Source organism: Streptomyces sp. NPDC005808 (genome assembly GCF_042871385.1).
GTDB lineage: Bacteria > Actinomycetota > Actinomycetes > Streptomycetales > Streptomycetaceae > Streptomyces.
Window position 1 is genome coordinate 44,039 of record NZ_JBIAIK010000016.1, and the last position, 26,235, is coordinate 70,273.

A 26,235-nucleotide genomic window follows, 5' to 3' on the forward strand; every position below is an offset into this window, starting at 1 on the left:
GGGCTCCGGCGCAGCCCCTGTGACCGTTCCGGGCCTGCCAGACCTGTGACAAGGCCCGCCTCCGTGGTCCGTACGCGGTCCCCGGTGGCTTCCGCTCGCCGTGCGCGCGGAGCCGCCAGGAGAGAGTCTTGACGTCAGGGACCTGATCACGCGGCCCTGCGAGGAGGTGGCCGACGTGTCCGACTTGCAGGGATCCGGACAGGCACCGGCCGCTCGAACAGTGCCGTCGGGAACCCCGCTGCTGTCTCTGGCTCTGGCCGCGATGATGGACGAGGTCCACGCCCATTCCGGCGCCGTGTACCTGCTGGCGCCCGGTGAAACGGTCCTGGAGATGGCGGTGATGGCGGGGCTGCCCAGAGCCTTCGCCGCCCCGTGGGAGCGGGTGGGGCTCAGCGCGCCGATCCCGGTCGCCGAGGCGGCAAGGGAGCGGCGGCTGATCTGGGTCAGCGGCGAGGAGCAGATGGCCGGCCGCTACCCCCGGGTTGCGGTGGTGCTCCCGTATCCCTTCGCGCTGGCCGCGCTCCCGGTGGCGACCGAGCACACCGTGTACGGCGCCGTCTACGTGACCTGGCCCGGATCCCGTCCACCGGAACTGTCCGACCGGGAGCGCGGCCGGCTCACCGCGGCCTGCGACCGGCTCGCGCTGCGCCTTGAGCGAGCCGCCGCGGCGGGCCATCCGGTGCGCCCCGAGGCGGATCTGCTCGCCACGGCCGCGTCGGCGACGGTGTCCGGCACGCTCGGCACGGTGGAGGCGGCACGGATGGTGGCGCGGCTGCCGTACGGGCTGTGTGCGCTGGACCTGCACGGGCGCCTCAGTTTCGCCAACGCGGCGACCGCGGAGCTGCTCGGCGTCCCGGTCGGCGAACTGCTGGGCACCCAGTTGTGGGCGTCCGTGCCCTGGCTCAACGACCCGGTCTACGAGGACCGCTACCGCGCCGCACTGATCAGCCAGCACGTGACGTCCTTCGTGGCGCTGCGGCCGCCCGGCGACTGGCTGTCGTTCCGTCTCTACCCCAGTAAGAACGGGCTGAGCATACGGATCTCGCGGGCGCGGGCGGTGTCCGAGATGCGGCGGGCCGAACCGGAACACAGCGACGATCCCGCCCCGGGGCTGGTGACCATCTCCCATGTGCTGAGCCTGGCCAGCGCGCTGACAGAGGCGGCGAGTGTGCAGGACGTGGTGCAACTCGTCGCCGACGAGATCGCGCCCGCCGTCGGCAGTCAGGCCTTGGCGGTACTCGGGACGCGGGCCGGACGTCTGCACGTGCTCGGGCATCGGGGGTACCCCGACGCGCGTGTCGTGGAGCGCTTCGACGGGCTGCCGCTCGACGCGGAGACGCCGGGTGCTCAGGCGTTGAGCAGCGGTGTTCCCGCCTTCTTCGACTCCCGTACGGAGTTGGAGCGCCTCTATCCGGCCCGGCACACCACACCCGACGGCATGGCGGCGTGGGCGTATCTGCCTCTCATCGCCTCCGGTCGTCCGGTGGGCGTCTGCGTCCTCGGGTACCCGGAATCGCATTCCTTCCCCGCGGACGAGCGTGCCGTGCTGACGAGCCTGGGCGGTCTGATCGCGCAGGCACTGGCGCGGGCCCTCCTCTATGACGCCAAGCTCCGGCTGGCACACGGTCTGCAGGCCGCGCTTCTGCCGCATTCCCTGCCGTCGGTGCCCTCGATCGAGGCGGCCGCGCGCTATCTCCCGGCAACCCAGGGCATGGACATCGGCGGGGACTTCTACGACCTGGTCCTCTCGCAGGGCCGGGCGGCGGCCGTGATCGGGGACGTGCAGGGGCACAACGTCACGGCGGCGGGCCTGATGGGGCAGATCCGTACTGCTGTACGCGCGTACACGACCGTCGGCCAGCCGCCCGAGGAGGTCATGCGCAGCACCAACCGGATGCTGATCGACCTGGGAAGTGAGCTGTTCGCGAGCTGTCTCTATCTGCGGCTCGACCCCGCGCGCGGGGTGGCCGTCATGGCGCGGGCGGGCCATCCGCCTCCGCTGCTGCGACGGCCTGACGGCAAGGTCCGGGTGCTCGACCTGGCCGGGGGACCACTGCTCGGGATCGACGACTCGGCGACGTATCCGACGACCGAGGTCCAACTCCCCCCGGGTTCCGTGCTCGCTCTCTACACCGACGGCCTGATCGAATCCCCGGGCGTCGACATCGAGGACGCTCTCGCCGCTCTCGGGAGACAGCTCGCCGACAAGGGCGACCAGCCGCTCGACGCGCTGGCCGACAGTCTCGTCCAGTTCGATGAGGCGGCGACGCAGAAACGGTTCGACGATGTCGCACTGCTGCTTCTGCGGGCACGCGGCTGACAGCCGCCGCCCGGACGCGCAGTGGCCCGGCGACAGCCCGCATGCGGAGTGAGTGGCCCCGCGGCAGCCCGCACGTGGGGTGAGTGGCCCGGCCCTCCCGCCGGAGGGCCGGACCTTTCCACTGCCGACCGGGGCCGCTGTATGCCGCGGCCGGGTCAGTGGCTCTGAGACACCGGGGGTGGGGGCACCGGTGTGGGGGGCACCAGTGTCAGGCGGTCACCGGTGTCAGGGGTTGATGTTCACGAGCCCTGAGCCGTCGTCCAGGCCGGAGCCGGAGTCGTCACCCGTGTCTCCCGACTGGTCCCCGGCGCCACCGAGCTCGTCGCCGCCGGCCCCGGGGGCACTGGCGCCGTCGCCGGGCTCCACCGCTCCGGGATCCGCTGCGCCGGCACCGGCGTCTCCGGCCGCGTCACCCGCGCCGAGCGTCGCGCCGACCGCTTCCAGCGCGGTGGTGACGGGCTGGAAGAAGGTCTCGCCACCGACGGTGCAGTCGCCGCTGCCGCCGGAGGTCAGGCCGATCGCACTGCCGTCCTGGGTGAAGAGGGAGCCGCCGCTGTCGCCGGGCTCGGCGCAGACATCGGTCTGGATGAGACCGGTGACCGTGCCCTCGGGGTAGTTGACGGTGGCGTCGAGGCCCAGGACGGTGCCGTCGAAGAGACCCGTGGTGCTGCCCATGCGGAAGACCTGCTGGCCCACGGCGGCTTCGGCGGCCTGGCCGATCTCGACGGTCTGGCCATCGCCGATGTCGACCACGCTTGCGGTCACGGTGGCCGGGTCGTCGTACTTCACGAGGGCGAAGTCGCCGTCGCCGGGGAAGGTGGCCTGGTCGACGGTGGCGATCGGGGCGCCGCCCTGGGCGTCCGACCACTCGGCGACCGCGACCCCGCAGTGGCCCGCGGTGAGGAAGGCGGGGGTGCCGTCGCCCGCGGTGACGTTGAAGCCGAGGGAGCAGCGGGCGCCGCCGCCGAAGATGGCGTCACCGCCGTCGACGAAGGTCCTGAACGTGCCCGCGGACTTCGTGATGGTCGCCACGCCCGAGCCGAGGCCCTCGACCGTCGACTCCAGCGTGTCCCAGCTGGTTCCCGTGACGGTGGAGTCGGCGGTGACGCGGATCTCGTTGGTCTTGGGGTCGACGGACCATGCCGTGCCCGGGATCGTCGCGTCGGCCTTGAGCGTCGCGGCTGCGTTCTCGAGCGTGTCGGTGCTGTTCTGCACCTGGTTGGGGACCGCGCCGGCCGCCTTGATCTCATTGATCACATTGCTGTTGTCACCGACGACGTTGATGATGATCTGCTGATTGGCCGCGTCGTAGTAGGACCCGGCGAAGGCGTCACCCAGCTGGGAGGCGAGCTGCGAGGCCAGGTCCGACACGTCGGCCGCCTTGAACGTTCTGGCGCTCGCGGTGGCGTCGTCCGAGCCGGTCTGGGACGCCATGGCGTTGGGCAGGAAGAGTGCCGCCGCTCCGAGCGCCGCCACGCTGCCTGCCGCTATCGCGGCCTTGCGCTTGGGTATGCGTTTGTGACTCAACTTCTGACCTCCTGGGGACGGGGTCCGTTGCCACCGTCTTGCGGCTGAACTGGGGGCGCCTGGATGCCTGTTGATACGCACGCGTCACATGGGGCGTTCAACTCCGTTTACACATGGCGTGAGTCAGCCAGGCCAAAGGCGTGGATTGCGAGGCATTCGGGTCCTCCTGTGCGCCCATCCCGGCCGAGGAACCCCCTCGGTGAGCCATCCGGCACGCTCCGCGCGTGTCCGGTCACAGGCCGTCGAAAACTCCGAGCGGAATCCCGGATTCTGCGAATCTGCACATCGAATGCGCAACCAGGTCACCCCGCGCGACGGATCTCCACAGCGTGCCGGGAGGTGCGGGGCCATTGGGGCGGGAGTGTCCAGTTCGGGAACCGGATGCCGACGGCACACAGCCGGTGATGGCGGGCGGACTGTGAAGGACTCGCCGTCGAACAGTGCACGATCCTGCACGGATGACCGGTTTTGTAGATCAACTGCCCTGGTGAGAGCGCCGGTTGATTGGAAGCGCGCCGCGACCGCGTGCTTTGATCCGTGGCACCGCGGGGGTCACGGGTCATTCCGGGCTTCCGGCAACGGGTGCCTGACACCCGCGGTCGCGGCCGACCATCTGTCCTCAGAGGGGGGCCGCTCTCCCCCTTATGAATACGCATACGAAGGGAAGTTCCATCATGAACTCCATCCCCCAGGTTGCCACCGCCGAGATCTCGGACGCCGACCTCGACGCCGTTTCGGGCGGTCTCACCCTGAACGCCGTTGGCACCGTCACGGGCATCGTGGACGACATCGCCCCGGGCGTCCTCCCGCTGGTCGGTTCGGTCGTCGGCACCGTCGAGGGTGTCACCGGCCTGAACACCGCCGGTGTCACCGGCCTGGTCGCCGGTCTCTGATCTCCATCAGAACCGTCGAGTCCCGGAACCGCTCCATGGTTCCGGGACTCTCGGGTGCCGTAAACCTATCGAATCAGGTGAGGGAAGTCGCGTGCAGTTCCGCCAACAGGCCCTCGCCAAGCTGCAGTCACCGGAGGAACTCGACCTTCCGGTGCGTTTCGCCCGCCCCCAGGGCTGGCTCGTCCTGTCCGTGACGGTCCTCGTCATGGCGGCGGCCTCCGTGTGGGCCGTGACGGGCACCGTGGCGTCCACGGTCGGCGCACCCGCCATCCTCACGCACGGGCAGGGCAGTTACGTGTTGCAGAGCCCGGTCGCCGGGCAGGTCACCGCGGTCCTCGCCACGGAGGGCGAACGGCTCGCCGCCAACGCCCCCCTGCTCCAGGTCCGTACCGCGCAGGGCGAGACGGCCGTCGTCCGCACGGTCGCGGCCGGGCGCGTCACCGCTCTGGCCGCCACCATCGGCGCGATCATCTCGACCGGTGCGAACGTCGCGGCTGTGGAGAAGGTCGCCCACGCGAGCGATCCGCTGTACGCGACGGTGTACGTCCCCGCGGAGAACGCCGCCACGATCCCCGAGAACGCCGCGGTGGACCTCACCGTCCAGTCGGTACCGACCCAGCAGTACGGAGTGCTCCGCGGCCATGTGAAGGCGGTCGGCCGGACGGTCCAGACCCAGCAGCAGATCGCCGCCTTTCTCGGCGACAACCAGCTGGGCGAGCAGTTCACCAAGGACGGCAGGCCGGTGGCCGTACTGGTCCGTCTCGACCCGAGGTCCAGCACGAAGAGCGGCCTCAAGTGGTCCTCGGCGGACGGGCCGCCGTTCGCGCTGACCTCCATGACCCTGGCCACGGCTTCGATCCGGCTGGCCGACCAGCGCCCCGTCGATTGGCTCCTCCCGTGACCACCGCGCAGGACACCCACGGCAGACGCCGCGCCACCCCGCCCAAACGCCCGGTCCCCAAAGGGAGGCGCAGGACCGTGCGCACCCCGACCGTGCTCCAGATGGAAGCGGTGGAGTGCGGCGCGGCCTCGCTCGCCATGGTGCTCGGCCACTACGGCCGGCACATCCCCCTCGAAGAGCTGCGCATCGCCTGCGGTGTCTCCCGCGACGGCTCGCGCGCCAGCAACCTGCTGAAGGCGGCGCGCAGTTACGGCCTGACCGCCAAGGGCATGCAGATGGACACGGTCGCACTCGCCGAGGTGCGGGCGCCCGCGATCCTGTTCTGGGAGTTCAACCACTACGTCGTGTACGACGGCATGGGGCGCCGGTTCGGACGACGCGGCGTGCATATCAACGACCCGGGCAAGGGCCGTCGTTTCGTGCCGATGGAGGACTTCGACACCAGCTTCACCGGCGTCGTCCTGGTCATGGAACCGGGCCCCGACTTCCACAAGGGCGGCCGCAAGCCGGGCGTCCTTGGCGCCATGCCGGCACGGCTGCGCGGGACCTCGGGCACCATGCCCGCGGCCGTCCTCGCGAGTCTGCTGCTCGTGGTGGTCGGCGCGGCGGTGCCCGCGCTCAGCCGGACGTACATCGACAGCTATCTGATCGGTGGTCAGTCCTCGCTGCTCGGCGTGCTGTTCGCGTCGATGGGCGCCTCGGTGGCGCTGACGGTGGTGCTGACCTGGCTGCAACAGGCGAATCTGCTGCGCGGCCGCATCATCTCCTCGACGCTCTCCAGCGCCCGCTTCCTGCGCCATCTGCTGCGCCTGCCGGTGACGTTCTTCTCCCAGCGCAGCCCGGCCGACCTGGTGCAGCGGCTCCAGTCGAACGACGCGGTGGCCGAGACCCTGTCCCGTGACCTCGCGGCGGCCGGGGTGGACGCGGTCGTGGTCGTGCTCTACGCGGTGCTCCTCTACACCTACGACCCACAGCTCACGGCCGTCGGCATCGGCGTCGCGCTGCTCAACGTGGTCGCGATGCGGGTGGTGATCCGGCTGCGCTCGACGCGCACGGCGAAGCTGCGTGCGGACAGCGCCCGGCTGACCAACACGGCATACAGCGGACTCCAGTTGATCGAGACGATGAAGGCCACCGGCGGCGAGGACGGCTACTTCCGCAAGTGGGCCGGGCAGCACGCGACCACGCTGGAGGAGGAGCAGCGCCTCGGCGTGCCGAGCGCCTGGCTCGGCGTGGTCGCTCCGATGCTCGCGACGCTCAACAGCGCCCTGATCCTGTGGATCGGCGGGATGCGTGCCATCGAGGGAGGCATCTCGGTCGGTCTGCTGGTCGCCTTCCAGTCCCTGGTGACGCGCTTCACCGCGCCGATCACCCGCCTCAACGGTGTCGCGGGCCGCATCCAGGACTTCGCGGCCGACGTCGCGCGTCTCAAGGACGTCGAGAACTTCCAGGCGGACCCGCTGTACGACCGTCCCGGCTCCGGCGACTCCACCCGCCGTCTGCACGGCCATGTCGAGCTGGAGAACATCACCTTCGGCTACAGCCCGCTCGACAAGCCACTGCTGACCGGCTTCTCCCTGACGGTCGGGCCGGGCCAGCAGGTGGCGCTGGTCGGCGGCTCGGGCAGCGGCAAGTCGACGGTGTCCCGGCTGATTTCGGGCCTGTACGCGCCGTGGGAGGGCACGATCCGTATCGACGGCCGGCGCCTGGAGGACATTCCGCGCGGCGCCCTCGCCTCCTCCGTCTCCTTCGTCGACCAGGACGTCTTCCTCTTCGAGGGAACGGTCCGCGACAACGTGGCGCTGTGGGACCCGTCGATCCCGGACGACGCGGTCGTCGCGGCGCTGGAGGACGCGGCGCTGTACGACGTCATCACGCGCCGGCCGGGCGGCATCCAGAGCCGGGTCGAGCAGGACGGCCGGAACTTCTCCGGCGGCCAGCGTCAACGCCTGGAGATCGCCCGGGCGCTGGTGCGCAGGCCCAGCATCCTGGTGCTCGACGAGGTGACCAGCGCGCTGGACGCGGAGACCGAGCAGACCGTCATCGACAACCTGCGCAAGCGCGGCTGCGCGTGTGTGGTGATCGCGCACCGGCTCAGCACCGTGCGTGACAGCGACGAGATCGTCGTACTGCAGCACGGCACGATCGTGGAACGCGGGCGGCACGACGCCCTGGTGGCGGCCGGTGGCCCGTACGCCCAGCTGGTCAAGGAGCGATGAGATGACGACGGTCAACGAGGGCGATGTCGTCCTCGGCGCGCTCGGCGGCATGGGCATCCCTGTCGACTGCTCCGCCCTCAACCGCCTTGACCTGGAGGGGCCGCAGGTCCTGTGGCTCGTCGCGGCGGGCGCCGTCGACCTGTTCGCGGTCGACGCCGTCCAGCAGGGGCACTGGCACCACCTCGGCCGCCTCGAAGCGGGCTCCCTGCTCCTCGGTCCGGTCACCGGCCCCCAACACACCCTGGTCGGGCGGCCGTTGCGCGACTGCGTGGTGCGCCGGATCGGCCTGCGCGAGCTGTACCAGCAGGCCGGCACCCAGACCTGGTCCTACGACGAGTACGGCAACGCCCAGTACGTGCCGCCGACTTCGAGCCCGCTGGAGTACGCCCTCGCGCTCGGCGTGGGCCGCAGCCTCTCCATCCTCTTCCAGGCGCCGATGGCACACGAGAACGCCGCCGCCCTCACGGACGACGACGTCTTCTGGATGCAGGTGCCGCCGGGCAGTGTGCAGTACGGCTCCCTGTACGGCGCGGAGGCGGCGGCCGACCTGCTGATGGACTCCGGTGTCTGGCAGCGCATGGTCGACCAGCAGTACCGGCTCCTGACCACGCTCGACCGCTGGATCGAGCGGCTGGAGTCACGCCACGAGGACCGTACGGCAGCGGGCATCAAGGCGGGCGAGGCCGTCCGCGCCCAGGCCGACCGGACCCTTCTCGCGTCGATCGGCAAGCAGTCGGGGAGGCGCCCGACGGCCGCCGACGCGGACGCCACGTACGCGGCCTGCAAGGTGGTCGCCGACGCGGCCGGGATCACCCTCGCGCAGACGGTCCAGAGCGGCGTGGAGAGCGACCGGATCGACCCGGTCGAGCGGATCGCGATCGCCTCACGCGTCCGCGCCCGTGCCGTACGTCTCGACGGGCACTGGTGGCACGACAACATCGGCCCCTTGGTGGGCCATCGCGCCGTCTCGGGCAGTCCGGTCGCCCTGCTGTGGCGCGGCGGCGGATATGTCGCCGTACAGCCGTCCTCGGGACGCGAGACGCCGGTCGAGAAGGCCAACGCGGGCGAGTTCGAACCGCAGGCCGTGATGTTCTACCGACCCTTGCCCGAACAGAAGTTGAGCCCGCTTCGGCTGATGCGGTTCTGCCTCCGGGGCACCGGCGGCGACATGCGCAACCTCGCGATCAGCGGTCTGGTGACCGTCGCGATCGGCGCGATCGTGCCGATCGCCACCGGCAAGGTGCTGGGCGAGTACGTACCCAAAGCCCAGCACAGCCTCATCGTGCAGGTCTGCCTCGCCATCATGATCACCAGCGTCGTGTCGGCGGCGTTCACGCTGCTGCAGAACCTCACCATCCTCCGGCTGGAGGGCCGGATCGAGGCAACGCTCCAACCTGCCGTGTGGGACCGGCTGTTGCGCCTGCCCACGAAGTTCTTCACCTCCCGCTCCACGGGTGAACTCGCCAGTGCGGCGATGGGGATCAGCGCGATCCGCCGCCTCCTCGCCGGCGTCGGCCCGACCCTCGCCCAGGCGGGCACCATCGGCGCGATGAACCTGGGTCTGCTGCTCTGGTACAGCGTCCCCATGGCGCTGGCCGCGATCGGCATGCTCGTCGTCATCGCCGCCGTGTTCCTGGGACTCGGCCTGTGGCAGGTGCGCTGGCAGCGCCACCTGGTCGTGCTCAGCAACAAGCTGAACAACCAGGCCTTCCAGACCCTGCGCGGCCTGCCCAAACTGCGGGTCGCGGCGGCCGAGAACTACGCGTACGCCGCCTGGGCGGGCGAGTTCGCGCGCAGCCGTGAACTCCAGCAGAAGGTCGGCCGGATCAAGAACCTCACCACGGTGATGGGCGCGGTCTATCTGCCGCTCTGCTCCCTGCTGATGTTCATGCTGCTCGCGGGCCCGGCGCGCGACTCGCTGTCGGCCGCCGAGTTCCTCACCTTCAACACGTCCATGACGATGCTGCTGACCTCGGTCACCTCGATCACCGGCGCGTTCGTCTCGGCGGCGGCCGCCCTGCCGATGTTCGAGGAGATCAGGCCGGTGTTCGACGCGACGCCCGAGGTGCGCGTGGCGAGCACCCGCCCCGGAGTCCTGTCCGGCGCGATCGAGGCCCGTGGGCTGTCCTTCCGCTACACCGACGACGGCCCGCTGGTCCTGGACGAGGTGTCCTTCGACGTGAAGCCGGGCGAGTTCGTGGCGATCGTCGGCCCCAGCGGCTGCGGCAAGTCCACGCTGCTGCGGCTGCTCATCGGCTTCGACAAGCCGGTGTCGGGCAGCGTCCTGTACGACGGCCAGGATCTGGCGGCCCTGGACCAGTCCGCCGTACGCCGCCAGTGCGGTGTCGTCCTCCAGCACGCGCAGCCGTTCACCGGCTCGATCCTGGACTGCATCTGCGGCACCGAGCCGTACACGCCCGAGGAGGCGATGGCGGCGGCCGAGATGGCGGGCCTCGCCGAGGACATCAAGCGCATGCCGATGGGCCTGCACACCATCGTCGCCGGCAGCGGCGCGATCTCCGGCGGCCAGCGCCAGCGCCTGATGATCGCCCAGGCGCTGATACGCCGTCCACGCATCCTCTTCTTCGACGAGGCGACCAGCGCACTGGACAACGAGACCCAGCGGACGGTCATCGAGAGCACCCGGGCACTCAACGCCAGCCGTGTGGTGATCGCGCACCGCCTTTCCACCGTGATGGACGCGGACCGCGTCATCGTGATGGAGAACGGCAAGGTCGCCCAGCAGGGGCCGCCGGCGCAGCTCCTCGCGGACACGGGCGGGCGGCTGCACGAGCTGGTGCGGCGGCAGATGCGGTGATCGGTCGGTCGATCTCTGGGACCGGCGCTCGGGAGGGAATCCCGGGCTTGACGTACCGGCGGTAGATCTCCTGGCGTCGGGCTCGGTCACGGAATACCCCGCCGGTCACAGCCCGTCCGCGACGCGGCCCTCCGACGAGATCTGGGTCACTCATCGAAACGTTGCAGTTTCGATAAAAGGGGTCTAGCCTCTAGGTGTACGAAACGGTTTCGTTTACCTGCACGAAACCTTATGCGACTTCCCTGGAGTTCCCTGATGCCTCAGACCGTGACCGAAGGTGCCCGTACAGGCGCCGTGGACGCCCCGGCGGCGAATTCGTCGAAGCGCTGGTGGATCCTCGCGATCATCGGGATCGCGCAGCTGATGGTGGTCCTGGACGCCACCATCGTGAACATCGCCCTGCCGTCCGCCCAGGCGGACCTGGGCTTCTCCGACGGCAACCGGCAGTGGATCGTCACCGCCTACTCGCTGGCGTTCGCCTCACTGCTCCTGCTCGGCGGACGCATCGCCGACCTCTTCGGGCGCAAGCCCGCATTCCTCATCGGCGTCTCCGGATTCGCCGCGGCCTCCGTGCTGGGCGGCGCGTCCACCAGCTTCGGGATGCTGGTCACCGCACGCGCCCTCCAGGGCATCTTCGGTGCGCTGCTCGCTCCGGCCGCGCTCTCCCTGCTGAACACGACGTTCCCCGAGGCGAAGGACCGGGCCAAGGCGTTCAGCGTGTTCGGCGCGATCGCCGGCGCCGGGGGCGCGCTGGGGCTGCTGCTCGGCGGTGTACTGACGGACGCGCTCGACTGGCGCTGGACTCTGTACGTCAACCTCATCTTCGCGATCATCGCTTTCGCCGGCGGCTGGGTGCTGCTGAACAACCACCGCGACGCCGCGAACTCCAAGCTGGACCTGCCGGGCACCCTGCTGGTCTCCTCCGGACTCTTCGCCCTGGTCTACGGATTCTCCAACGCCGAGACGCACAACTGGAGTTCGCCCGAAACCTGGGGCTTCCTGGCCGCGGGCGGCGTCCTGCTGATCGCCTTCGCCCGCTGGCAGACCCGTGCCAAGCACCCGCTGCTCCCGCTGCGGGTACTGCTCGACCGCAACCGCGCCGCCTCGTTCATCGCCGTTCTGGTCACCGGCGCGGGCATGTTCGGCGTCTTCCTCTTCCTGACCTACTACCTCCAGCTGAACCTGGGCTTCAGCCCGACCAAGACGGGCCTGTCGTTCCTGCCGATGATGGCGGCCCTGATGGTCATGGCACAGATCTCCACCACGATCCTGGTGCCGCGTATCGGGCCGAAGGTCGTCATCCCGGCGGGCTTCGCGATCGCCGCGATCGCCATGGTCTGGCTCACCGGCATCGGTGTCGGCTCGTCCTTCTCGAGCGCCGTACTGCCGCAGTTGATCCTGATCGGCGTGGGCCTCGGCATCGTGATGCCGCCCGCGATGTCGCTGGCCACCATCGGGATCGCGGCCGAGGACGCGGGCGTGGCCTCCGCGACGGTCAACACCATGCAGCAGGTGGGCGGTTCGATCGGTACGGCGCTGCTGAACACGCTGGCCGCGAGCGCCGCGACGAGCTACCTGGTCGGCAAGAACCCGGCCGACAAGCTGGCCCAGGCACAGGCGACGATCGAGAGCTATACCACCGCCTTCTGGTGGTCGGCCGGCTTCTTCGCCGCAGGCGCGGTGATCACCTTCCTGCTCTACGGCGGCGGAAGGCTGGAGCAGGACCCGAACGCCGCACCGGTCGTCCACATGTGATCGCGTCCTGACCTCAGGATCACCCCTGGACCGAGGGGCCGCCGTCTGCAGGGAGACGGCGGCCCCTCATCCCTCTGCCACGGGACCACCCCTCATCCGCCTCCGGTAGCGGGCCCTCGCTGCCGCGAGGCGAACCTGCTGGGCCAGCTCGCTCTGCGGGACGGCGGGCCGGTAGACGACAAGTCCCCGCTGCCGTTTCTCCAGCCTCAACTCACCCGGCGTGGGGGCGACTTCACCGTCGTACGCGAGAGTGTCCGCGCCGGTGAGACCCTCCAGCTCGACCCAGGAAACGCGTTCGGCGCTGTAGACCCGTGAACGGCCGAGGGCCCCGGCGAGCGCGGAGACGACGACCCGGGTGCGGGCGAGCCGGTGGTCACCGTCGATCAGGCGCAGATCCAGGAGTCCGTCGTCCAGGCGCGGCCTGAAGGCGGGGGCGAAGCCGTCCGGGACATAGCGACCGTTGCCCGCGAAGAGCAGCCACAGACGCCGGGGACGGCCGTTGACCCGCAGCTCCATGGGGGTCGCGGTGCGCAGGACCCGGGTGAGGGCGACCGCGGCCGCCGGCCATTTGCCCCACCGCTCCTCCAAGTGCTCACGGATCCGGACGAGTTCGGGGTAGAGGCCGATGCTGAAGGTGTTGAGGAACCGCACCTCGTGGCCGGCCACCGGACGGGCCACGCCGATGTCCACGGCCACCGCCTCGCCCCGGGCGACCGCCACGGCGGTGTCCTCGAAGTTCGGTACGCCCACGTCCTGCGCGAAGTGGTTGAGGGTGCCGCCGGGGAACACCGCGAGCGCGAGCCCCCGTCCGGCCGCCGCGCGCGCCGCCGCGTTGACACTGCCGTCGCCCCCGCACACGCCGAGTGCGCCGCCCGCCGCCGCTGCCCGTTCCACCGCCTTGGCGAGCAGTTCTGCGAAGTCGTCGTCCGGGGCGCGTTCGATCAGCTCGGCCTCCGGCAGCAGCCCGCGCAGCCGTTCGACGGGCGGCATTCCTGTCGTGGATGCGCCCGTGCCGGCCCTGCTGTTGACGAAGACGACCAGTCCCCGCCCCCCGGGCAGCGCGGGCGCGTCGGCCGCGGGCCGCTCCCGCTCCGGCCGCGCGGGGTGCGGCGGCCACCAGCGGCAGGTCAGTGCGGCGGCGCCGGCGCCGATCGCGATCCCGGCCAGCACGTCTCCTGGGTAGTGCACGCCGACGTAGACACGCGAGAAGGCGACCGAGGCGGCGACCGGGGCGACCAGAGCCCCGTACCCGGTGGATTCCAGGGCGACTCCGGCGGCGAAGGCCGCGGCCGACGCGGAGTGCCCCGAGGGGAACGACGTGGTGTGCGGCTGACGTCTCAGGTGCCGGATCGACGGCACGTGGTCCAGTACCGGACGGGGGCGGCGGGCGCTCCACTTGACGACGGTGTTGACGGTCAGCGAGGCGAGGGCGAGCGAGCCGGTACCGCGCACGGCCGCCCGCCGGGCGGTACGGCCGCCGACGAGCGCGAGTGCCGCGGCCGCGCCGAACCACAGCCGCCCGTGGTCGGCGGCCCGGCTGAGCCGCCGCAGTGCCGGATCCGCGGCCGGGAACCGGGAGCCCGCCACCCGCCAAAACAGCCTCAGATCCAGTTCGCCGAGTGTGCCCATGGCCCCACTCCTACCGGGAGCGAAGCCGGATCGGCATCCGCTGCACCTCCAACCGGAGCAGCACCGTCACACAGTGCCGGGCCAATCCGTGTTCCCCGGACATCTCTCCTCAGCTGTAACGCCGGAGGCCGGCCGACAGCCCCACTCTGTCCGGCCGACCTCCGGTACGAGATCACGCGGCCCTCGCGACGAGGCCCGCCTTCCCCGGTATCGGGCTCTCGTTGGACGCCCACGGGGACCGCGCGATCCCGGTCTCTCAGAACGTGAAGACGTTCATCCCGTAGGAGTTCTTCACGCACTCGTTGGCGAAGGTGCGCTCGTAAGCGACCCGCTTGCCCTGCCAGACGCCGTCGACGGTGACGACGACGGGGTCGAACTCCTTCGTACACATCACGCCGGCTCTGACGGACAGGGCGCCGAAGTCCCCGCCTGTCTCACGGAGTTCGGCGCAGGCCCGCGGGGCGTCGGGGTGCGTGCCGGAGGCGGTCGGGGCGCAGTTCAGGGTGACGGCGCGATCCGCGGTGGCGGTGGCGGCGCTGTGACCGTGGCCCACGCTGAGCACGAGGGCAGAGGGGGCGTAGAGCGCGGACGGGCCGGGGCCCGGGGCGGCGAGGGCGGTTCCGCCCAGTGGCCCGCAGACGGCGGTGGCCGTCAGGGTGAGAGTCGCTGCCCAACGCGCGGTTGTCGGCATTGTGTGCATCCTTCCGCTCGATCGAATGCGGGACCGGCTCGGTCGGTGCCGGTTCGGCGAGCGCGAGTCTGCCGAGTCCGGACAGGAAACACACATCCGACCCACTGGTTTCAGTAACTTTGAGTATTGAATCAGTGGCTCGAAGTCACAGGATTCGAACGTAACAGCCCGGAAGCGAGCGCTTACTGATCGTCTTGAGCGCCTTCCTGGCCGGATTTCCCCGGCTCAGCAATAGGCCGGAAACATTCCGCTTCCGCTCACGGCTGACCCACTGCTCATCCCTTGCACAGGCCTCCGTCGGGGAGTAATGGTGATTACATGATTACTGCAGAGCAACACGAGAAGCTGCGCGGCTGGTTCACCGGCCGACTGCCCGACGACCTCTTCGAGAGCCTGACGGAGGTGACCGTCGACCGCGAGGAGATCACCGTCGTCGGCCGCATCCCCGAGCCCCGGGTCACCGAAGGCGCCTCCGCCGCCGAGAAGGAGGCGGCCCTCCAGTCCCGTATCCAGGAATTCCGGGAGCGCACCCGCGAGCAGCGGATCGAGGTGGCGCGCGAGGCCGAGCACCGGTTCCGCAAGAAGGTCTCGTGGGGCGTGGAGTGCGGGGGCGAGCGCGCCCTGTTCACCCACATCGCCGCGCCGGTCATGACCCGGCTGCGCCAGCCCGAGCGCCAGGTCCTGGACACCCTCATCGCCGCCGGTGTGGCGCGCAGCCGCAGCGACGCCCTCGCCTGGTGCGTACGTCTGGTGCAGCGGCACACCGACGACTGGCTCACGGAGCTGCGGGACTCGCTGGAGCACGTACAGCGCGTCCGGGCCCAGGGGCCGGACGCCGAGCCCCAGGCCGCCCCGGCCGCCGGCGAGGAGGAGTGACCAAGTCCCACTGGCGGAGGGGCGAACAGACCCACCCCCGGCCCCGATCCGCACCGCAGAGTGGACGGATCTTGCCGCAGTCGCAAGGATCGACCCGTACTGCGCGAACTCAGGGACGAGGGACGGGGACGCACGGATGGCGAAGCACTGGGCCGACTTCCAGTACGAGATCTATCTCAACGGGATGGCAGGCGCCGTACCGCGGCTGCCCACCGATCTGACCCGGCTGGAAGAGCTCACCGAGCAGCGGCTGGGCCCAGGCCCGGTCGGCTATGTGGCAGGCAGCGCGGGCAACGGAAGCACCGCCCAAGCCAACCGCACCGCCCTCGACCGGCGCCGGATCGTGCCCCGGATGCTGCGTGACGTACACGAACGCGACCTGTCCGTCGAGCTGTTGGGGCGACCGCTGCCCGCACCCCTGGCCCTCGCACCCGTCGGCGTACTGTCGATCATGCACCCGGACGCGGAGCCCGCCGCCGCACGGGCCGCCGCGGCACAGGGCGTCCCGTACGTCCTGTCCTCGGCCTCCAGCACACCCATGGAGCAGGTCGCGGAGGTGATGGGTGACGCGGAGCGCTGGTTCCAGCTGTACTGGGCGAAGGACCTCGAAGTCACCCGAAGCTTCCTGGAACGGGCCAAGGCCGCCGGGTTCACCGCGCTGTTCGTCACCCTCGACACTCCCATGCTCGCCTGGCGGCCACGCGATCTCGACCGGGCGTACCTGCCGTTCCTGCACGGCGTGGGCACCGCCAACTACTTCACCGACCCGGCGTTCCGGGCGGGCCTGGCGAAGCCGGTGCACGAGGACCCGAACGCCGCCGTCATGCACTTCGTGGGCATGTTCGCGGACCCGGGCAAGACATGGCCCGACCTGGCGTTCCTACGGGAGAACTGGGACGGCCCGATCGTCCTCAAAGGCGTCCTGCACCCGGACGACGCCCGTCGTGCGGCCAGTGCCGGGATGGACGGCGTGGTCGTCTCCAACCACGGCGGCCGTCAGGTGGCCGGCGCCGTCGCGGCGGCGGACGCGCTGCCCCGCGTGGTGGAGGCGGCGGGCGACCGGCTGACCGTCCTCTTCGACAGCGGCATCCGCACCGGCGACGACATCTTCAAGGCGCTCGCCCTCGGCGCGCAGGGCGTCCTCGTCGGGCGTCCGTACGCCTACGGACTCGGCCTCGACGGTCAGGCGGGCGTCGAACACGTCATCCGTTGCCTGCTCGCCGAGTTCGACCTCACACTCGCCCTGTCCGGGCACGCCCGCCCCACCGACATCGGCCCCGACGACCTGATCGAGGAAACCGCGTGACATCGACGCCGCACGGGGCACGCTGACCGACCAGGACGCCACGGAGCCCGCGACGACGTCTTCGGCCCCGAACCACCTGCGCCGGCCCCGCGGTTGCTCGGCGCCCCGTGCGTGGTGCTCTGCCCCGCATGTCGCGGGTCACGCGCGGGGCGCTCGTGCGGATCGCGTCGACAGCCGTCCCTACCGCCGCCCTCGTGGATGGCGGCGTGCGCCGGCCATCGTCCGGTAACCCGTGTTCGCCCACCCCTACAGGCCGATCCCCCTGATCACCGCGTCGAGTTGCGTGAGCAGAGGCAGCACGGGCTCAGGGCTCGCGTTGTCGCCGACCGTCACGGAGCGGGGTTCCCGGTAGGGCTCCGACGAGGTCGCCTCCGGGTCGACCGGCACGCCGGTCGGCTGTGCGCCGGGAGGCTGTTCACCCGGCGGCTGCTCACCGGGCAGCTGCCCGTGGGGAGGTTCGGGCGGGCTGTCGCCGGCGGACGGCGCACCGCTGGCGGCCTGCGGCGAAGGGCTGGTCCTGCCCGAGATCGACAGTGAATCCGGGCCGGCCGACTCGGAGTCCGTCCGCCACTGCTGTGCGCCGGAGCCGTCCCGGACTTTGACGACGATTTCGGAACCGGGGTCCGGCAAATCGGGCGCGACAGCGAGCCGGTCGCTCCACCGGGGCTGCAACTCGCCCCGCGCAGTGAGGTCGTAACGCACGTCGTCACCACGCGCCGCGTCCTCGGCGGCACAGGGCTCCAGCACCACGAAGCCGTCGTCGGCACGGGAGTCCAGGCACAGTTCGGGGTCGGCGACGCTGCGCAGCAGACCGTCGCCGCCGTAGGACCACTGCTGGGTCCAGGCGGAGGAACACACCGCGAGTTCGGTCTCGGCCCCTGCCTTGGCCTCACCGCCCCGGATGTCGAGGCACAGGTCGGCGGCGAGATTGCGCAGCCGGGTCTGCTCGGCGCCCGTGGGATGCCCCGCCGAGCCGGGGGGCGGGGACGCGGCCGGCGGGGCCTCGGATCCGGGCTCGGGCGACAGCGTGCGGGCGTTGCTCGCTCCCGTGGAGGCCGTGGGGTCGGCGCCCGGCTCGTCGTCCGACCACAGAGTGGTGGCGAGAACGGTCGCCAGCACGGTGGCCGAGACCACGCCCGCTCCGGTGATCAGGGCTTTGGCGTGCCGCTGTGCGGGCTGGGGCACGCCGCGTGGGGCGGGTATCTGGGACAGCAGACGATGACGTCCGCTGTTGCCCGGGAGCCCGCCACCGCCGTCCTGGCGCCTGCCGGCGAGCGGTCCTCCACCCCGGGGGCGCATGCCTTGCTGCGCGCGCCCCGGACGGGAGTCCAGATAGCGCCGGGCGCCCCAGCCGAGTACCGCTTCGGCGAGCAGAACGCCCAACCCGCCGTCGAAGTGGCTGAGTTGCTCGGCGGCGAAACGGCAGTAGCGGCACTCCAACAGATGCTGTTGGACATCGGGAAGCAAGGCGCCGCCGCGGCGAATCGGAACGTCCAGCAACCGATTGTGGAAAGCGCATTCCCGGGTCGGCGCGAGTTCCCGGTGGGCGCGTACACAGCCCTCACGGAATTGCTCGCGGGCCTGTTCCAGAGCCGCCGACGAGGTGTCGGTATCCATGCCCGACAGACCGGTCGGTACGGATATGTCCTCCGCTTCGACCTCGGTGTGCCACAGCAGGCTCTGGGCGAGTGGCTGCAGAGCGTGAAAAGCGCGCTCGGCGAGCTTCCGGCTTTCGGCCGTCATGGACTTGGCGGCCCTCATGCCGCGGCCCCCGGCGGGCTTTCTCAGGTCCGGCAGTACGCCGGTTATCCGATCCGCGGCGGCCCACTCTCTGACGGTGTCCCGAACTGCCACGAGAAGCCGGGGCCGCACGGCGACACCGGACTCGCCCCGCGTCAGGCGGTCGACCGTCCGCTGGAAGGAGGCCGCGGTCACCATCGAGGCGACGTTCGCCGAGGAAGCGAGGCAGATGACCGAGTAGTCGTACGCCGGCTGCCAGTGCCGGGCCATCAGCAGGGCTACGGGGTGCGCCGCCCCGTCCTCCGGCCGGTCTCGCAGCTCCGCGGCGAGACTCTCGTCGGATTCCCCGGGAGTGCCGCCGGGAGGATAGGGGGGACGTGGGGGGTGGGGGGTGTGCACAGAGCGGGTTCCTTCCAAGGTGCAAGGTGGCACATAGAAGTTCCTTCACCGCCGAAAAGCAGCTCTCATTGGTGCAGACCTTTTCGCCGGAGCGCCGGGAAAACAGCCGGGGCGAAGTCCGTAACGACAATCGCCGCCAAGAGCCTTTCGAGCTCCTCGACGGCCTTGAATACCGAACAGCGATTCGGGCCCGGCTATTGGCCCAGCACAGGAAGGTCACCTTCGCACAACATGCTCATGACCAACAAGACACCTGAGTAACTTCCGTCTCAGTGAGAGAAAGTCAGATCCGGTCGGCAACTCTCGCGACTCGTACCGGCTTTCGAAAATTTCATGCGCCCCGTGTGAACGGCGCGCACACGCCGGTGGCCCGCGCACGCTCCCGGCGCGCACTACGGGGCTGTCCACTGGAACCGGCCCTCCTCGGGGGCCCCGCGCGGTACGGCGGCTCTCCCGCGCGAAACGGGCCGCCGACCCTGATCTCCCGCCCTCGGTCGGCGGCCCCGAGGGCGGGTCGCCCGGCCCGCTCGCCGACCGGTGTCAGATCTGCCAGGACCTCAATCGGTCCGCCGCGGCGAAGACGTCCGTCTTGCCGTCGATCAGATCACGGGCGAGATCGACAAGAGCGCCGTACGGCGGGTCGATGCCGACACCGCTGACGAACATGTAGGCGACCGCCGCCGCGCAGGCGAAGCGGGCGTTGGCGGTCGGCAGAGGTTTCAGCAGGGCCAGGGTGTGCAGGAGCGCGGCGGCGCGCCAGGCGGGGTCGGAGTCGACGCCGAGGCGGGGCGGGTCGACGCGGTGCCGGGCCACGGCGGCGACGAGCGCCGAGAAGTCGTTGACCGTGGGCTGGTCCGGCATGACCTCTTCGTGGCGCTGGAGCAGCCAGGGCACGTCGATATGGATGACGGGTGCCATGGGTCAGGCTGCCCGGCCCGCGCCCTTGCGGGGCGGTTCGTCCTCGGGGAACGCGGCGGCGAACTCCGCCGCGTGCGCCGCGAAGAACCGGCGGAAGACCTCCGCGCCTTCCTGCAGCGCCCGGTGCCGCACGATGTCGGCCGCGGCCGCCTCCCGCACCAGGGCCTTCATCGACGTACCGCGTTCCTTGGCGATCTGCCTCAGGTCCTCTAGCTCGCGGTCGCTGAACTCCACATTGAGAGCTGGCATGCCTTCACGGTACCGCCCGGGTACTTACGCGTAAATACTCCCAGCTCAGCGATGACGGGGCGCGGTACCTGCGATGCCCGGAACAAGGGCGTGGGCGGGCGGGGGCAGTCCGATGTCCGGGAGCGCCGGAGCGACGCCGGTGCACTCCTGAGGCCGCGAGACCCGGAACCCGTCCCGTAAGACCGATACAACACGTCGCGGGCCCAGGGGGCATGAGTGTTGAGCAGATTCAGACACCGGTGGACGCGCTCGCCTCGGGCCAGCGGCGCGCCATGCCGACGCCCAAGTACCTGCGGCTGCTTGAGAGTTGGCTTCCGGCCCTGGTCACCGCCCATGATAGGACTGTGGGACCCCGAACACCACGCCACGCCCATCCGCCCGGTCGGCATGGCTAAGCTGTGCGTGAGCCATGTGTCGCGTGCGAAGGCCGCCCACGCACTAGGCTGGAACAACGAGTGACGCGCTTGTTCACTGTGTGTGCGCAATGGAGTGGCGACGATGAGCCCGGAGACACCCCTCGGTGGGCCCGCCACAGCGCGGGCCGTCATCGATCTGAACGGCACCGTGATTCGGTGGAGCGAGGGGGCCCGGCGCCTGCTGGGCTATGCGCCGGAAGAGGTCGAGGGAAAGCCCGCCGCGGACCTGCTGGCCACAAGGAGCAGGGTCCAGTTGCCGGACCCCGCCGAGGACCGATGGAGCGGCACCGTCGAGCTGCGCCACCGCGACGGCCACACGCTGTCCGTGTGGCTGCTCGCCCATCACGGCCCCCCGGGACAGGGCGGCGACGACTGGCTCGTGCTGACCCCGCTGAACCACGCCGATCCCGATCCGCAGGACGACTTCCTGATGACGGCCGCCCTGACGCAGTCCCCCTGTGCCACCGCCGTCTACGACGACCGGCTGCGCCTGCACGGGGTCAATGAGGCGATGGCCGCCGTGCTCGGTCTCCCGGCCTCGCGCATCCGTGGCCTCTCGACCCCCGAGGTCGGCGGCAATCTGGACGGCGAGGAGATAGAACAGGAGCTGCGCGGGGTCCTCGAGTCGGGACAGGGCCGCGAGACACAGGGATACGTGCGGGCGGGCGGCGAGGAGCGCGCGCACGCCTGGCTCGGACTGCTCGCGCCGCTGACCGACGCCGAGGGGCGGGTGCGCGGTGTGTGCCTGACCGCTCACGACTTCTCCGAGCACTACATGGCCCGGGAGCGCCTGCAACTGGTCAACGAGGCCAGCGTCCGCATCGGGAGCACCCTCGACGTCACGCGGACGGCCCAGGAGCTGGCCGAAGTGTGCGTCCCCATCCTCGCCGACTACGTCAGCATCGACCTGCTGGATCCCCCGGAAAGCGGGGGCGACCGGGAGTCGGCACCGCCGAGCATGCCGGTCGCGCTGCGCCGTGCCGCACACCAGTCGATCCACCCCGGATCCCCCGAGCTGGTGGTCAAACCCGGGCAGGTCGACGTCTACCCCGAGGGTTCGCCCCAGGCGGACTCCCTGATGGCCGGCCGGACGATCGTGGCAGCCGATGCCGCCAGCGCGCTCGCCGGCTGGCTCGGCCGGGACCAGATACGCAGCGAGGTCATGAAGGAGTACCGCATCCACGCGGTGATGTCGGTGCCGATCCGAGCCCGCGGCACCACCCTCGGAGTGGCCGTCTTCAGCCGGTCCCGGCGGATCGATCCCTTCACGTCCGACGACGTCCTGCTGGCCGAGGAGGTGACCGCGAGGGCCGCCGTCTGCATCGACAACGCCCGCCGTTTCTCCCGTGAGCGCGCCACAGCGCTGGCCCTGCAGCGGAGCCTGCTGCCCCAGTCACTGCCCCGGACGGCCGCCGTTGACGCCGCCTCGCGCTACCTTCCCGCGGCGCGTGCCGGGGTGGGCGGCGACTGGTTCGACGTGATCCCGCTGTCCGGGATGCGAGTCGCGATGGTAGTCGGCGACGTGGTCGGCCACGGCATCCAGGCCTCGGCGACCATGGGGCGGCTGCGCACCGCCGTCCGCACCCTCGCCGACATCGACCTCGCCCCGGACGAACTGCTCACCCACCTCGACGACCTCGTCGTACGACTGTCCGTGGAGGCCGGGGCCGAGGGAACCACCGGCGAGGTGGGGGCCACCTGTCTGTACGCGGTGTACGACCCGGTCTCCCGGCGCTGTGCCCTGGCCCGGGCGGGCCACCCACCGCCCGTCATGCTCCCGCCGGGCGGCTCGGCCCGCGAGATCGAACTCCCCGCGGGGCCGCCACTGGGCCTCGGCGGACTGCCCTTCGAGTCCGTCGAACTCGACGTTCCCGAGGGCACGGTGCTCGCACTGTTCACCGACGGCCTGATCGAGAGCCGCGAGCGGGACATCGACGCAGGCCATCGACTGCTGTGCGATGCGCTGGAAGCGTACTCGGACTCCCTGGAGGGGGCATGCCACGCGATCCTCCAGAGGCTCCTTCCCGGCGGCGGCGCCCCGGACGACGTGGCTCTGCTGCTCGCCCGTACCCACGGGCTCCCCGCCTCCCAGGTGGCGACCTGGGCCATTCCCGCCGACCCCGCCCTCGTCGGGCCGATCCGCAAGCAGGTCGTCAGGCAGCTGAACGACTGGGGCCTGGACGAGGCGACGTTCACGACCGAGCTCGTGGTGAGCGAACTGGTCACCAATGCCATCCGGTACGGCGAATCGCCCATCCGGCTGCGCCTGATCCACGACACCACCACCCTGATCTGCGAGGTCTCCGACGGCAGCCACACCGCACCGCATCTGCGCCGGGCCAGGACCTTCGACGAGGGCGGCCGGGGTCTCCTGCTGGTCGCGCAGCTGACGCAACGCTGGGGCAGCCGCCACACGGCGGACGGCAAGACGATCTGGGCGGAGCTGACACTGGTGGAGGAGTGACGGCGGACCGGCCCGGAAGGAAGTCCGCCCGGGAACGGGGCTTACCGGACCCCGGGAAACTCGCCGGTACGGGCCGGACGCGGTCGGCCTGGTTTGATGAAGGGGCACCATGACCGTGTCCCGGAGGACCGAATCCTGAACGCCCCGCTCGCCGAAACCCTCTCCATCGTGCTGCTCGTCGCGGTGCTCGCCTGCGCCGTGATCCGTCCCTTCAACTGGCCCGAGGCGGCCGTGGCGGTGCCGGCCGCCGCCGTCGTGATCGTCACCGGGGCGATCACCTGGGACCACACGGTCGCGGAAGCGGCACACCTGGGACCGGTGATCGGCTTTCTCGCGGCGGTGCTGGTGCTCGCCCGTTTCTGCGACGACGAGGGCCTCTTCCGGGCCTGCGGAGCGTGGATGGCCCACTGGGCGGCGGACCGCCCAGGCCGACTGCTGACCGCGGTCTTCGGGCTCGCCTCGGCGATCACGGCGGTGCTCAGCCTGGACGCCACCATCGTGCTGCTCACGCCGGTCGTCTTCGCGACCGCGGCACGGATGGGCGCCCGCCCGAAGCCGCACGTGTACGCCTGCACCCACCTCTCGAACACCGCCTCCCTCCTCCTGCCGGTCTCCAACCTCACCAATCTGCTCGCGTTCAGCGCCAGCGGTCTGAGCTTCACCCGCTTCGCCGCGCTGATGACTCTCCCCTGGCTGGTCGCCATCGGCGCCGAGTACGTGGTCTTCCGGCGCTTCTTCGCCCCCGACCTGGGTTCGGCGGCCATTCCGGTGCCCGATGTCGCCGAGCCACCCGCCATGCCGCTCTTCGCCCTGATCACGGTGGGCTGCACGCTCGCGGGGTTCGTCCTCGCCTCCGCGCTCGGCATCGATCCGGCGTGGTCGGCCGCGGCCGGGGCTCTGGTGCTCGCCACCCGCGCCCTCGTCCGCCGGCGGGCCACCCCTCTCACCGTGGTGCGTGCCACCGCGCCCGCCTTCCTGGCGTTCGTGCTCGCGCTGGGCATCGTCGTTCGGGCGGTGGTCGACCATGGGCTCGCCGACGCCCTGGGGCGGCTGCTCCCGGAAGGCAGCGGCCTGCTCGCGCTGCTCGGCATCGCGGCGCTCGCCGCCGTACTGGCCAACATGATCAACAATCTGCCCGCGGTCCTCGTGCTGATCCCCCTGGCCGCATCGTCAGGACCCGGCGCGGTGCTGGCCGTCCTGCTCGGGGTCAACATCGGCCCGAATCTGACCTACGCGGGCTCCCTGGCGACCCTGCTGTGGCGGCGTATCGTGCACCAGCACGACCATGGCGTAGATCTCAGGGAGTTCACCCGGCTCGGCCTGATCGCCGTGCCGGCCGCGCTGATCCCGGCCGTACTGGCCCTGTGGCTCTCACTCCAAGTCATCGGAGGCTGACAGACATGCGGGTGATCGTCTGGCTCGTCGAGGGAACGTGGCCCGCGTGCGTGGACGCCGTGCGCCGGCACGCGCCGCACGCGACGGATGTGGTCCTGCTGTACGTCGCCGAGCCCGACGTCCCGGGCCTGGCGCACGGCGCCTTCGCCGGCCTGCTCGGCCGCGCGCATTCCGAGCCCGACCCCGGGGACAGCCTGGCGGACCTCGGTACCTCGTCCGCGACGCGGCTTCTCGACGCGGCGGCCGAGCGACTCGCCCGCCCCTGCACCCGACTGGAGCTCACCGGACGCGCCGAACGTGAGGTGGTCGCCGCCGCGGAGGGCGCCGACCTGCTCGTCCTGGCCCGTGACGGCGACCGGTCGCACCTCGGCCCACGCAGTCTTGGACCGGAGGGGCGTTTCGTGGTCGACCACGCGCCCTGCCCGGTCCTGCTGGTCCGGCCCGAGCCGGCGACGGACGGCACGACACCGCCGCCCCACCGAGCCTGATCCGATAGGCCCCCGTCGATGGGCGCGGCGGCACGGCGTGGGGCACCGTGGACACAGCTGAGAAGGGACAGCCCAATGACCGTCACCGACATGAGCGGGCTGCGCCACCGGTTCGAACAGGACGGCTTCGCGGTGGTGCGCGGGCTGTTCGACGGCGCCGAGATCGACGCGCTGTGCGCGGAGTTCACGGCGTTGCACGCCGCGGGGCCCGTGCCGGGTCACTTCGAGCCCCGGGCCACGGAGACCGGCGGCCCGACCGATCCGCTGCACGCCTATCCCCGGGTCCTCCACCCGCACCGCATCAGCACGCTCTCGCTGCGCCGCCTCCTCGACCCGCGGCTGGGGAACATCGTGGAGACACTGCTGGGCGAGGAGGTCCTGGCCGCGCAGAGCATGTTCTACTTCAAGCCGCCGGGCGCCCGGGGCCAGGCGCTGCACCAGGACAACTTCTATCTGCGGGTCGAGCCGGGCACCTGTGTGGCCGCCTGGATCGCCTGCGATGTGATCGACCGTGAGAACGGCGGCCTGGAGGTCGTGCCGGGCACGCACCGCATGGACCTGTTCTGCCCGGAGGAGGCGGACGCGGAGCTGTCGTTCGTACGCGAATACGTGCCCCCGCCGCCCGGGCTGGCCACTGTGCCCGTCGACATGGGGCCGGGCGACGTGCTGTTCTTCAACGGCAGCCTGGTGCACGGCTCCGGGCCCAACCGCAGCGCCGACCGCTTCCGCCGTTCGTTCATCGGCCACTACGTCGGCCGCTCCACCCGGCGCATCGGCGGTTTCTACCGGACGCTGACCATGAGCGGGGAACCGGTCCAGCTGCCCGAGAGCGAGGGCGCGGGCCCCTGCGGCACCGAGTTCGCGGCGCCGGCTCCGCACTGATGGGCTTGCGGTTGCCTGCGTACCGCCCCGCTGCGGGCACTTGACGCAGGCGGACCCCGCGCTTCGAGTGACCGGCTGAGCATCGTGCGCCGGGATGTGCTGGTGCCGACGCCCGGTCCCGCGGAGTATGTCCGCAGGACCCGGTGACCACCTCCGGCGGGCCGACGAACGCACGAGGACAGGTGCCCGCGGGTGAACGGGGGGCCACGAAGTGGACGTACCAAAGGGCATGGTGACTTTGCAGGCCGACGAGCGGCGGGAACGCCTGTCGGCGAACGGCTCGCGCCCGCCGAGGCGCTTGCGGGTGCCCCGGCCGTGGCTGTTCGCGCTCGCGGTGGTCGCGCTGCTG

18 protein-coding genes are annotated in these 26,235 nt (G+C 71.0%); 12 read left to right on the plus strand and 6 right to left on the minus strand.

Annotation, left to right across the window (positions count from 1 at the left end; all coding sequences use genetic code 11):
- Positions 1-166 precede the first annotated feature (166 nt).
- Positions 167-2,320 carry a SpoIIE family protein phosphatase gene (locus tag ACFYPC_RS29650; protein WP_391888760.1) on the plus strand — a complete coding sequence of 718 codons (2,154 nt, stop codon included), beginning with the start codon at positions 167-169 and terminating at the stop codon, positions 2,318-2,320.
- A 225-nt stretch (positions 2,321-2,545) separates the two neighbouring features.
- Here ACFYPC_RS29650 and ACFYPC_RS29655 read toward each other — a convergent pair whose 3' ends face one another.
- Positions 2,546-3,847, minus strand: coding sequence for a S1 family peptidase (locus ACFYPC_RS29655; protein WP_391888763.1), 1,302 nt, complete (start codon positions 3,845-3,847; stop codon positions 2,546-2,548).
- A gap of 674 nt (positions 3,848-4,521) precedes the next feature.
- On the opposite strand from ACFYPC_RS29655, the gene ACFYPC_RS29660 reads away from it, so the two are divergent.
- The 5 genes from ACFYPC_RS29660 to ACFYPC_RS29680 all read left to right on the plus strand — a co-directional run bounded on the left by ACFYPC_RS29660 (position 4,522) and on the right by ACFYPC_RS29680 (position 12,433).
- Positions 4,522-4,740, plus strand: a complete 219-nt coding sequence (locus ACFYPC_RS29660) for a type A2 lantipeptide (RefSeq protein WP_391888765.1) — start codon at positions 4,522-4,524, stop codon at positions 4,738-4,740.
- 91 nt (positions 4,741-4,831) lie between these two features.
- Entirely contained in the window at positions 4,832-5,641 is an 810-nt protein-coding gene (locus ACFYPC_RS29665) for an HlyD family efflux transporter periplasmic adaptor subunit (RefSeq protein WP_391888768.1), read from the plus strand.
- Entirely contained in the window at positions 5,638-7,860 is a 2,223-nt protein-coding gene (locus tag ACFYPC_RS29670) for an NHLP family bacteriocin export ABC transporter peptidase/permease/ATPase subunit (protein WP_391888770.1), read from the plus strand. Before ACFYPC_RS29665 ends, ACFYPC_RS29670 begins: the two co-directional genes overlap by 4 nt.
- A gap of 1 nt (position 7,861) precedes the next feature.
- Complete coding sequence (locus ACFYPC_RS29675) at positions 7,862-10,678, plus strand: NHLP bacteriocin export ABC transporter permease/ATPase subunit (RefSeq protein WP_391888772.1); 2,817 nt, start codon at positions 7,862-7,864, stop codon at positions 10,676-10,678.
- 255 nt (positions 10,679-10,933) lie between these two features.
- Positions 10,934-12,433 carry an MFS transporter gene (locus ACFYPC_RS29680; RefSeq protein ID WP_391888774.1) on the plus strand — a complete coding sequence of 500 codons (1,500 nt, stop codon included), beginning with the start codon at positions 10,934-10,936 and terminating at the stop codon, positions 12,431-12,433.
- Between the two features lie 66 nt (positions 12,434-12,499).
- Here the strand turns inward: ACFYPC_RS29680 and ACFYPC_RS29685 are convergent, their stop codons facing one another.
- Positions 12,500-14,062 carry a bifunctional phosphatase PAP2/diacylglycerol kinase family protein gene (locus ACFYPC_RS29685; RefSeq protein WP_391888776.1) on the minus strand — a complete coding sequence of 521 codons (1,563 nt, stop codon included), beginning with the start codon at positions 14,060-14,062 and terminating at the stop codon, positions 12,500-12,502.
- Positions 14,063-14,318: 256 nt separating this feature from the next.
- A complete protein-coding gene (locus ACFYPC_RS29690) occupies positions 14,319-14,753 on the minus strand; it encodes a protease inhibitor (protein ID WP_391888778.1) in 435 nt (144 codons plus the stop codon).
- 318 nt (positions 14,754-15,071) lie between these two features.
- Between ACFYPC_RS29690 and ACFYPC_RS29695 the strand changes: the two genes are divergently transcribed.
- Positions 15,072-15,629: a hypothetical protein gene (locus tag ACFYPC_RS29695; protein WP_391888780.1), complete on the plus strand. Its 558-nt coding sequence runs from the start codon at positions 15,072-15,074 to the stop codon at positions 15,627-15,629.
- Between the two features lie 136 nt (positions 15,630-15,765).
- Positions 15,766-16,935 carry a lactate 2-monooxygenase gene (locus ACFYPC_RS29700; RefSeq protein WP_391888782.1) on the plus strand — a complete coding sequence of 390 codons (1,170 nt, stop codon included), beginning with the start codon at positions 15,766-15,768 and terminating at the stop codon, positions 16,933-16,935.
- Positions 16,936-17,181: 246 nt separating this feature from the next.
- Here ACFYPC_RS29700 and ACFYPC_RS29705 read toward each other — a convergent pair whose 3' ends face one another.
- From ACFYPC_RS29705 to ACFYPC_RS29715, 3 genes are all read right to left on the minus strand, one after another.
- The gene (locus ACFYPC_RS29705; RefSeq protein ID WP_391888784.1) at positions 17,182-19,074 is read right to left on the minus strand and encodes a ricin-type beta-trefoil lectin domain protein; all 1,893 of its coding nucleotides are present in this window, start codon (positions 19,072-19,074) and stop codon (positions 17,182-17,184) included.
- Positions 19,075-19,614: 540 nt separating this feature from the next.
- Complete coding sequence (locus tag ACFYPC_RS29710) at positions 19,615-19,992, minus strand: toxin Doc (RefSeq protein ID WP_391888786.1); 378 nt, start codon at positions 19,990-19,992, stop codon at positions 19,615-19,617.
- Positions 19,993-19,995: 3 nt separating this feature from the next.
- The gene (locus ACFYPC_RS29715; protein WP_391888788.1) at positions 19,996-20,241 is read right to left on the minus strand and encodes a hypothetical protein; all 246 of its coding nucleotides are present in this window, start codon (positions 20,239-20,241) and stop codon (positions 19,996-19,998) included.
- Between the two features lie 498 nt (positions 20,242-20,739).
- Here ACFYPC_RS29715 and ACFYPC_RS29720 point away from each other — a divergent pair, with 498 nt between their 5' ends.
- From ACFYPC_RS29720 to ACFYPC_RS29735, 4 genes are all read left to right on the plus strand, one after another.
- Positions 20,740-23,121 (plus strand): SpoIIE family protein phosphatase, encoded by a 2,382-nt coding sequence (locus ACFYPC_RS29720; protein ID WP_391888790.1) that lies wholly within the window; start codon positions 20,740-20,742, stop codon positions 23,119-23,121.
- Positions 23,122-23,217: 96 nt separating this feature from the next.
- A complete protein-coding gene (locus tag ACFYPC_RS29725) occupies positions 23,218-24,516 on the plus strand; it encodes an arsenic transporter (protein WP_391888792.1) in 1,299 nt (432 codons plus the stop codon).
- A 5-nt stretch (positions 24,517-24,521) separates the two neighbouring features.
- Positions 24,522-25,004, plus strand: coding sequence for a universal stress protein (locus tag ACFYPC_RS29730; protein WP_391888793.1), 483 nt, complete (start codon positions 24,522-24,524; stop codon positions 25,002-25,004).
- 75 nt (positions 25,005-25,079) lie between these two features.
- On the plus strand, positions 25,080-25,886 hold the full coding sequence (locus ACFYPC_RS29735; RefSeq protein ID WP_391888795.1) for a phytanoyl-CoA dioxygenase family protein: 807 nt from the start codon (positions 25,080-25,082) through the stop codon (positions 25,884-25,886).
- Positions 25,887-26,235 lie beyond the last annotated feature (349 nt).

Coding starts and splice junctions, on each gene's coding strand:
- ACFYPC_RS29715 (WP_391888788.1), bottom strand. CDS start 20,241: ATGCCAGCTCTCAATGTGGAGTTCAGCGACCGCGAGCTAGAGGACCTG.
- ACFYPC_RS29720 (WP_391888790.1), top strand. CDS start 20,740: ATGAGCCCGGAGACACCCCTCGGTGGGCCCGCCACAGCGCGGGCCGTC.
- ACFYPC_RS29730 (WP_391888793.1), top strand. CDS start 24,522: ATGCGGGTGATCGTCTGGCTCGTCGAGGGAACGTGGCCCGCGTGCGTG.
- ACFYPC_RS29735 (WP_391888795.1), top strand. CDS start 25,080: ATGACCGTCACCGACATGAGCGGGCTGCGCCACCGGTTCGAACAGGAC.
- ACFYPC_RS29675 (WP_391888772.1), top strand. CDS start 7,862: ATGACGACGGTCAACGAGGGCGATGTCGTCCTCGGCGCGCTCGGCGGC.
- ACFYPC_RS29695 (WP_391888780.1), top strand. CDS start 15,072: ATGATTACTGCAGAGCAACACGAGAAGCTGCGCGGCTGGTTCACCGGC.
- ACFYPC_RS29660 (WP_391888765.1), top strand. CDS start 4,522: ATGAACTCCATCCCCCAGGTTGCCACCGCCGAGATCTCGGACGCCGAC.
- ACFYPC_RS29725 (WP_391888792.1), top strand. CDS start 23,218: ATGAAGGGGCACCATGACCGTGTCCCGGAGGACCGAATCCTGAACGCC.
- ACFYPC_RS29685 (WP_391888776.1), bottom strand. CDS start 14,062: ATGGGCACACTCGGCGAACTGGATCTGAGGCTGTTTTGGCGGGTGGCG.
- ACFYPC_RS29690 (WP_391888778.1), bottom strand. CDS start 14,753: ATGCCGACAACCGCGCGTTGGGCAGCGACTCTCACCCTGACGGCCACC.
- ACFYPC_RS29710 (WP_391888786.1), bottom strand. CDS start 19,992: ATGGCACCCGTCATCCATATCGACGTGCCCTGGCTGCTCCAGCGCCAC.
- ACFYPC_RS29700 (WP_391888782.1), top strand. CDS start 15,766: ATGGCGAAGCACTGGGCCGACTTCCAGTACGAGATCTATCTCAACGGG.
- ACFYPC_RS29680 (WP_391888774.1), top strand. CDS start 10,934: ATGCCTCAGACCGTGACCGAAGGTGCCCGTACAGGCGCCGTGGACGCC.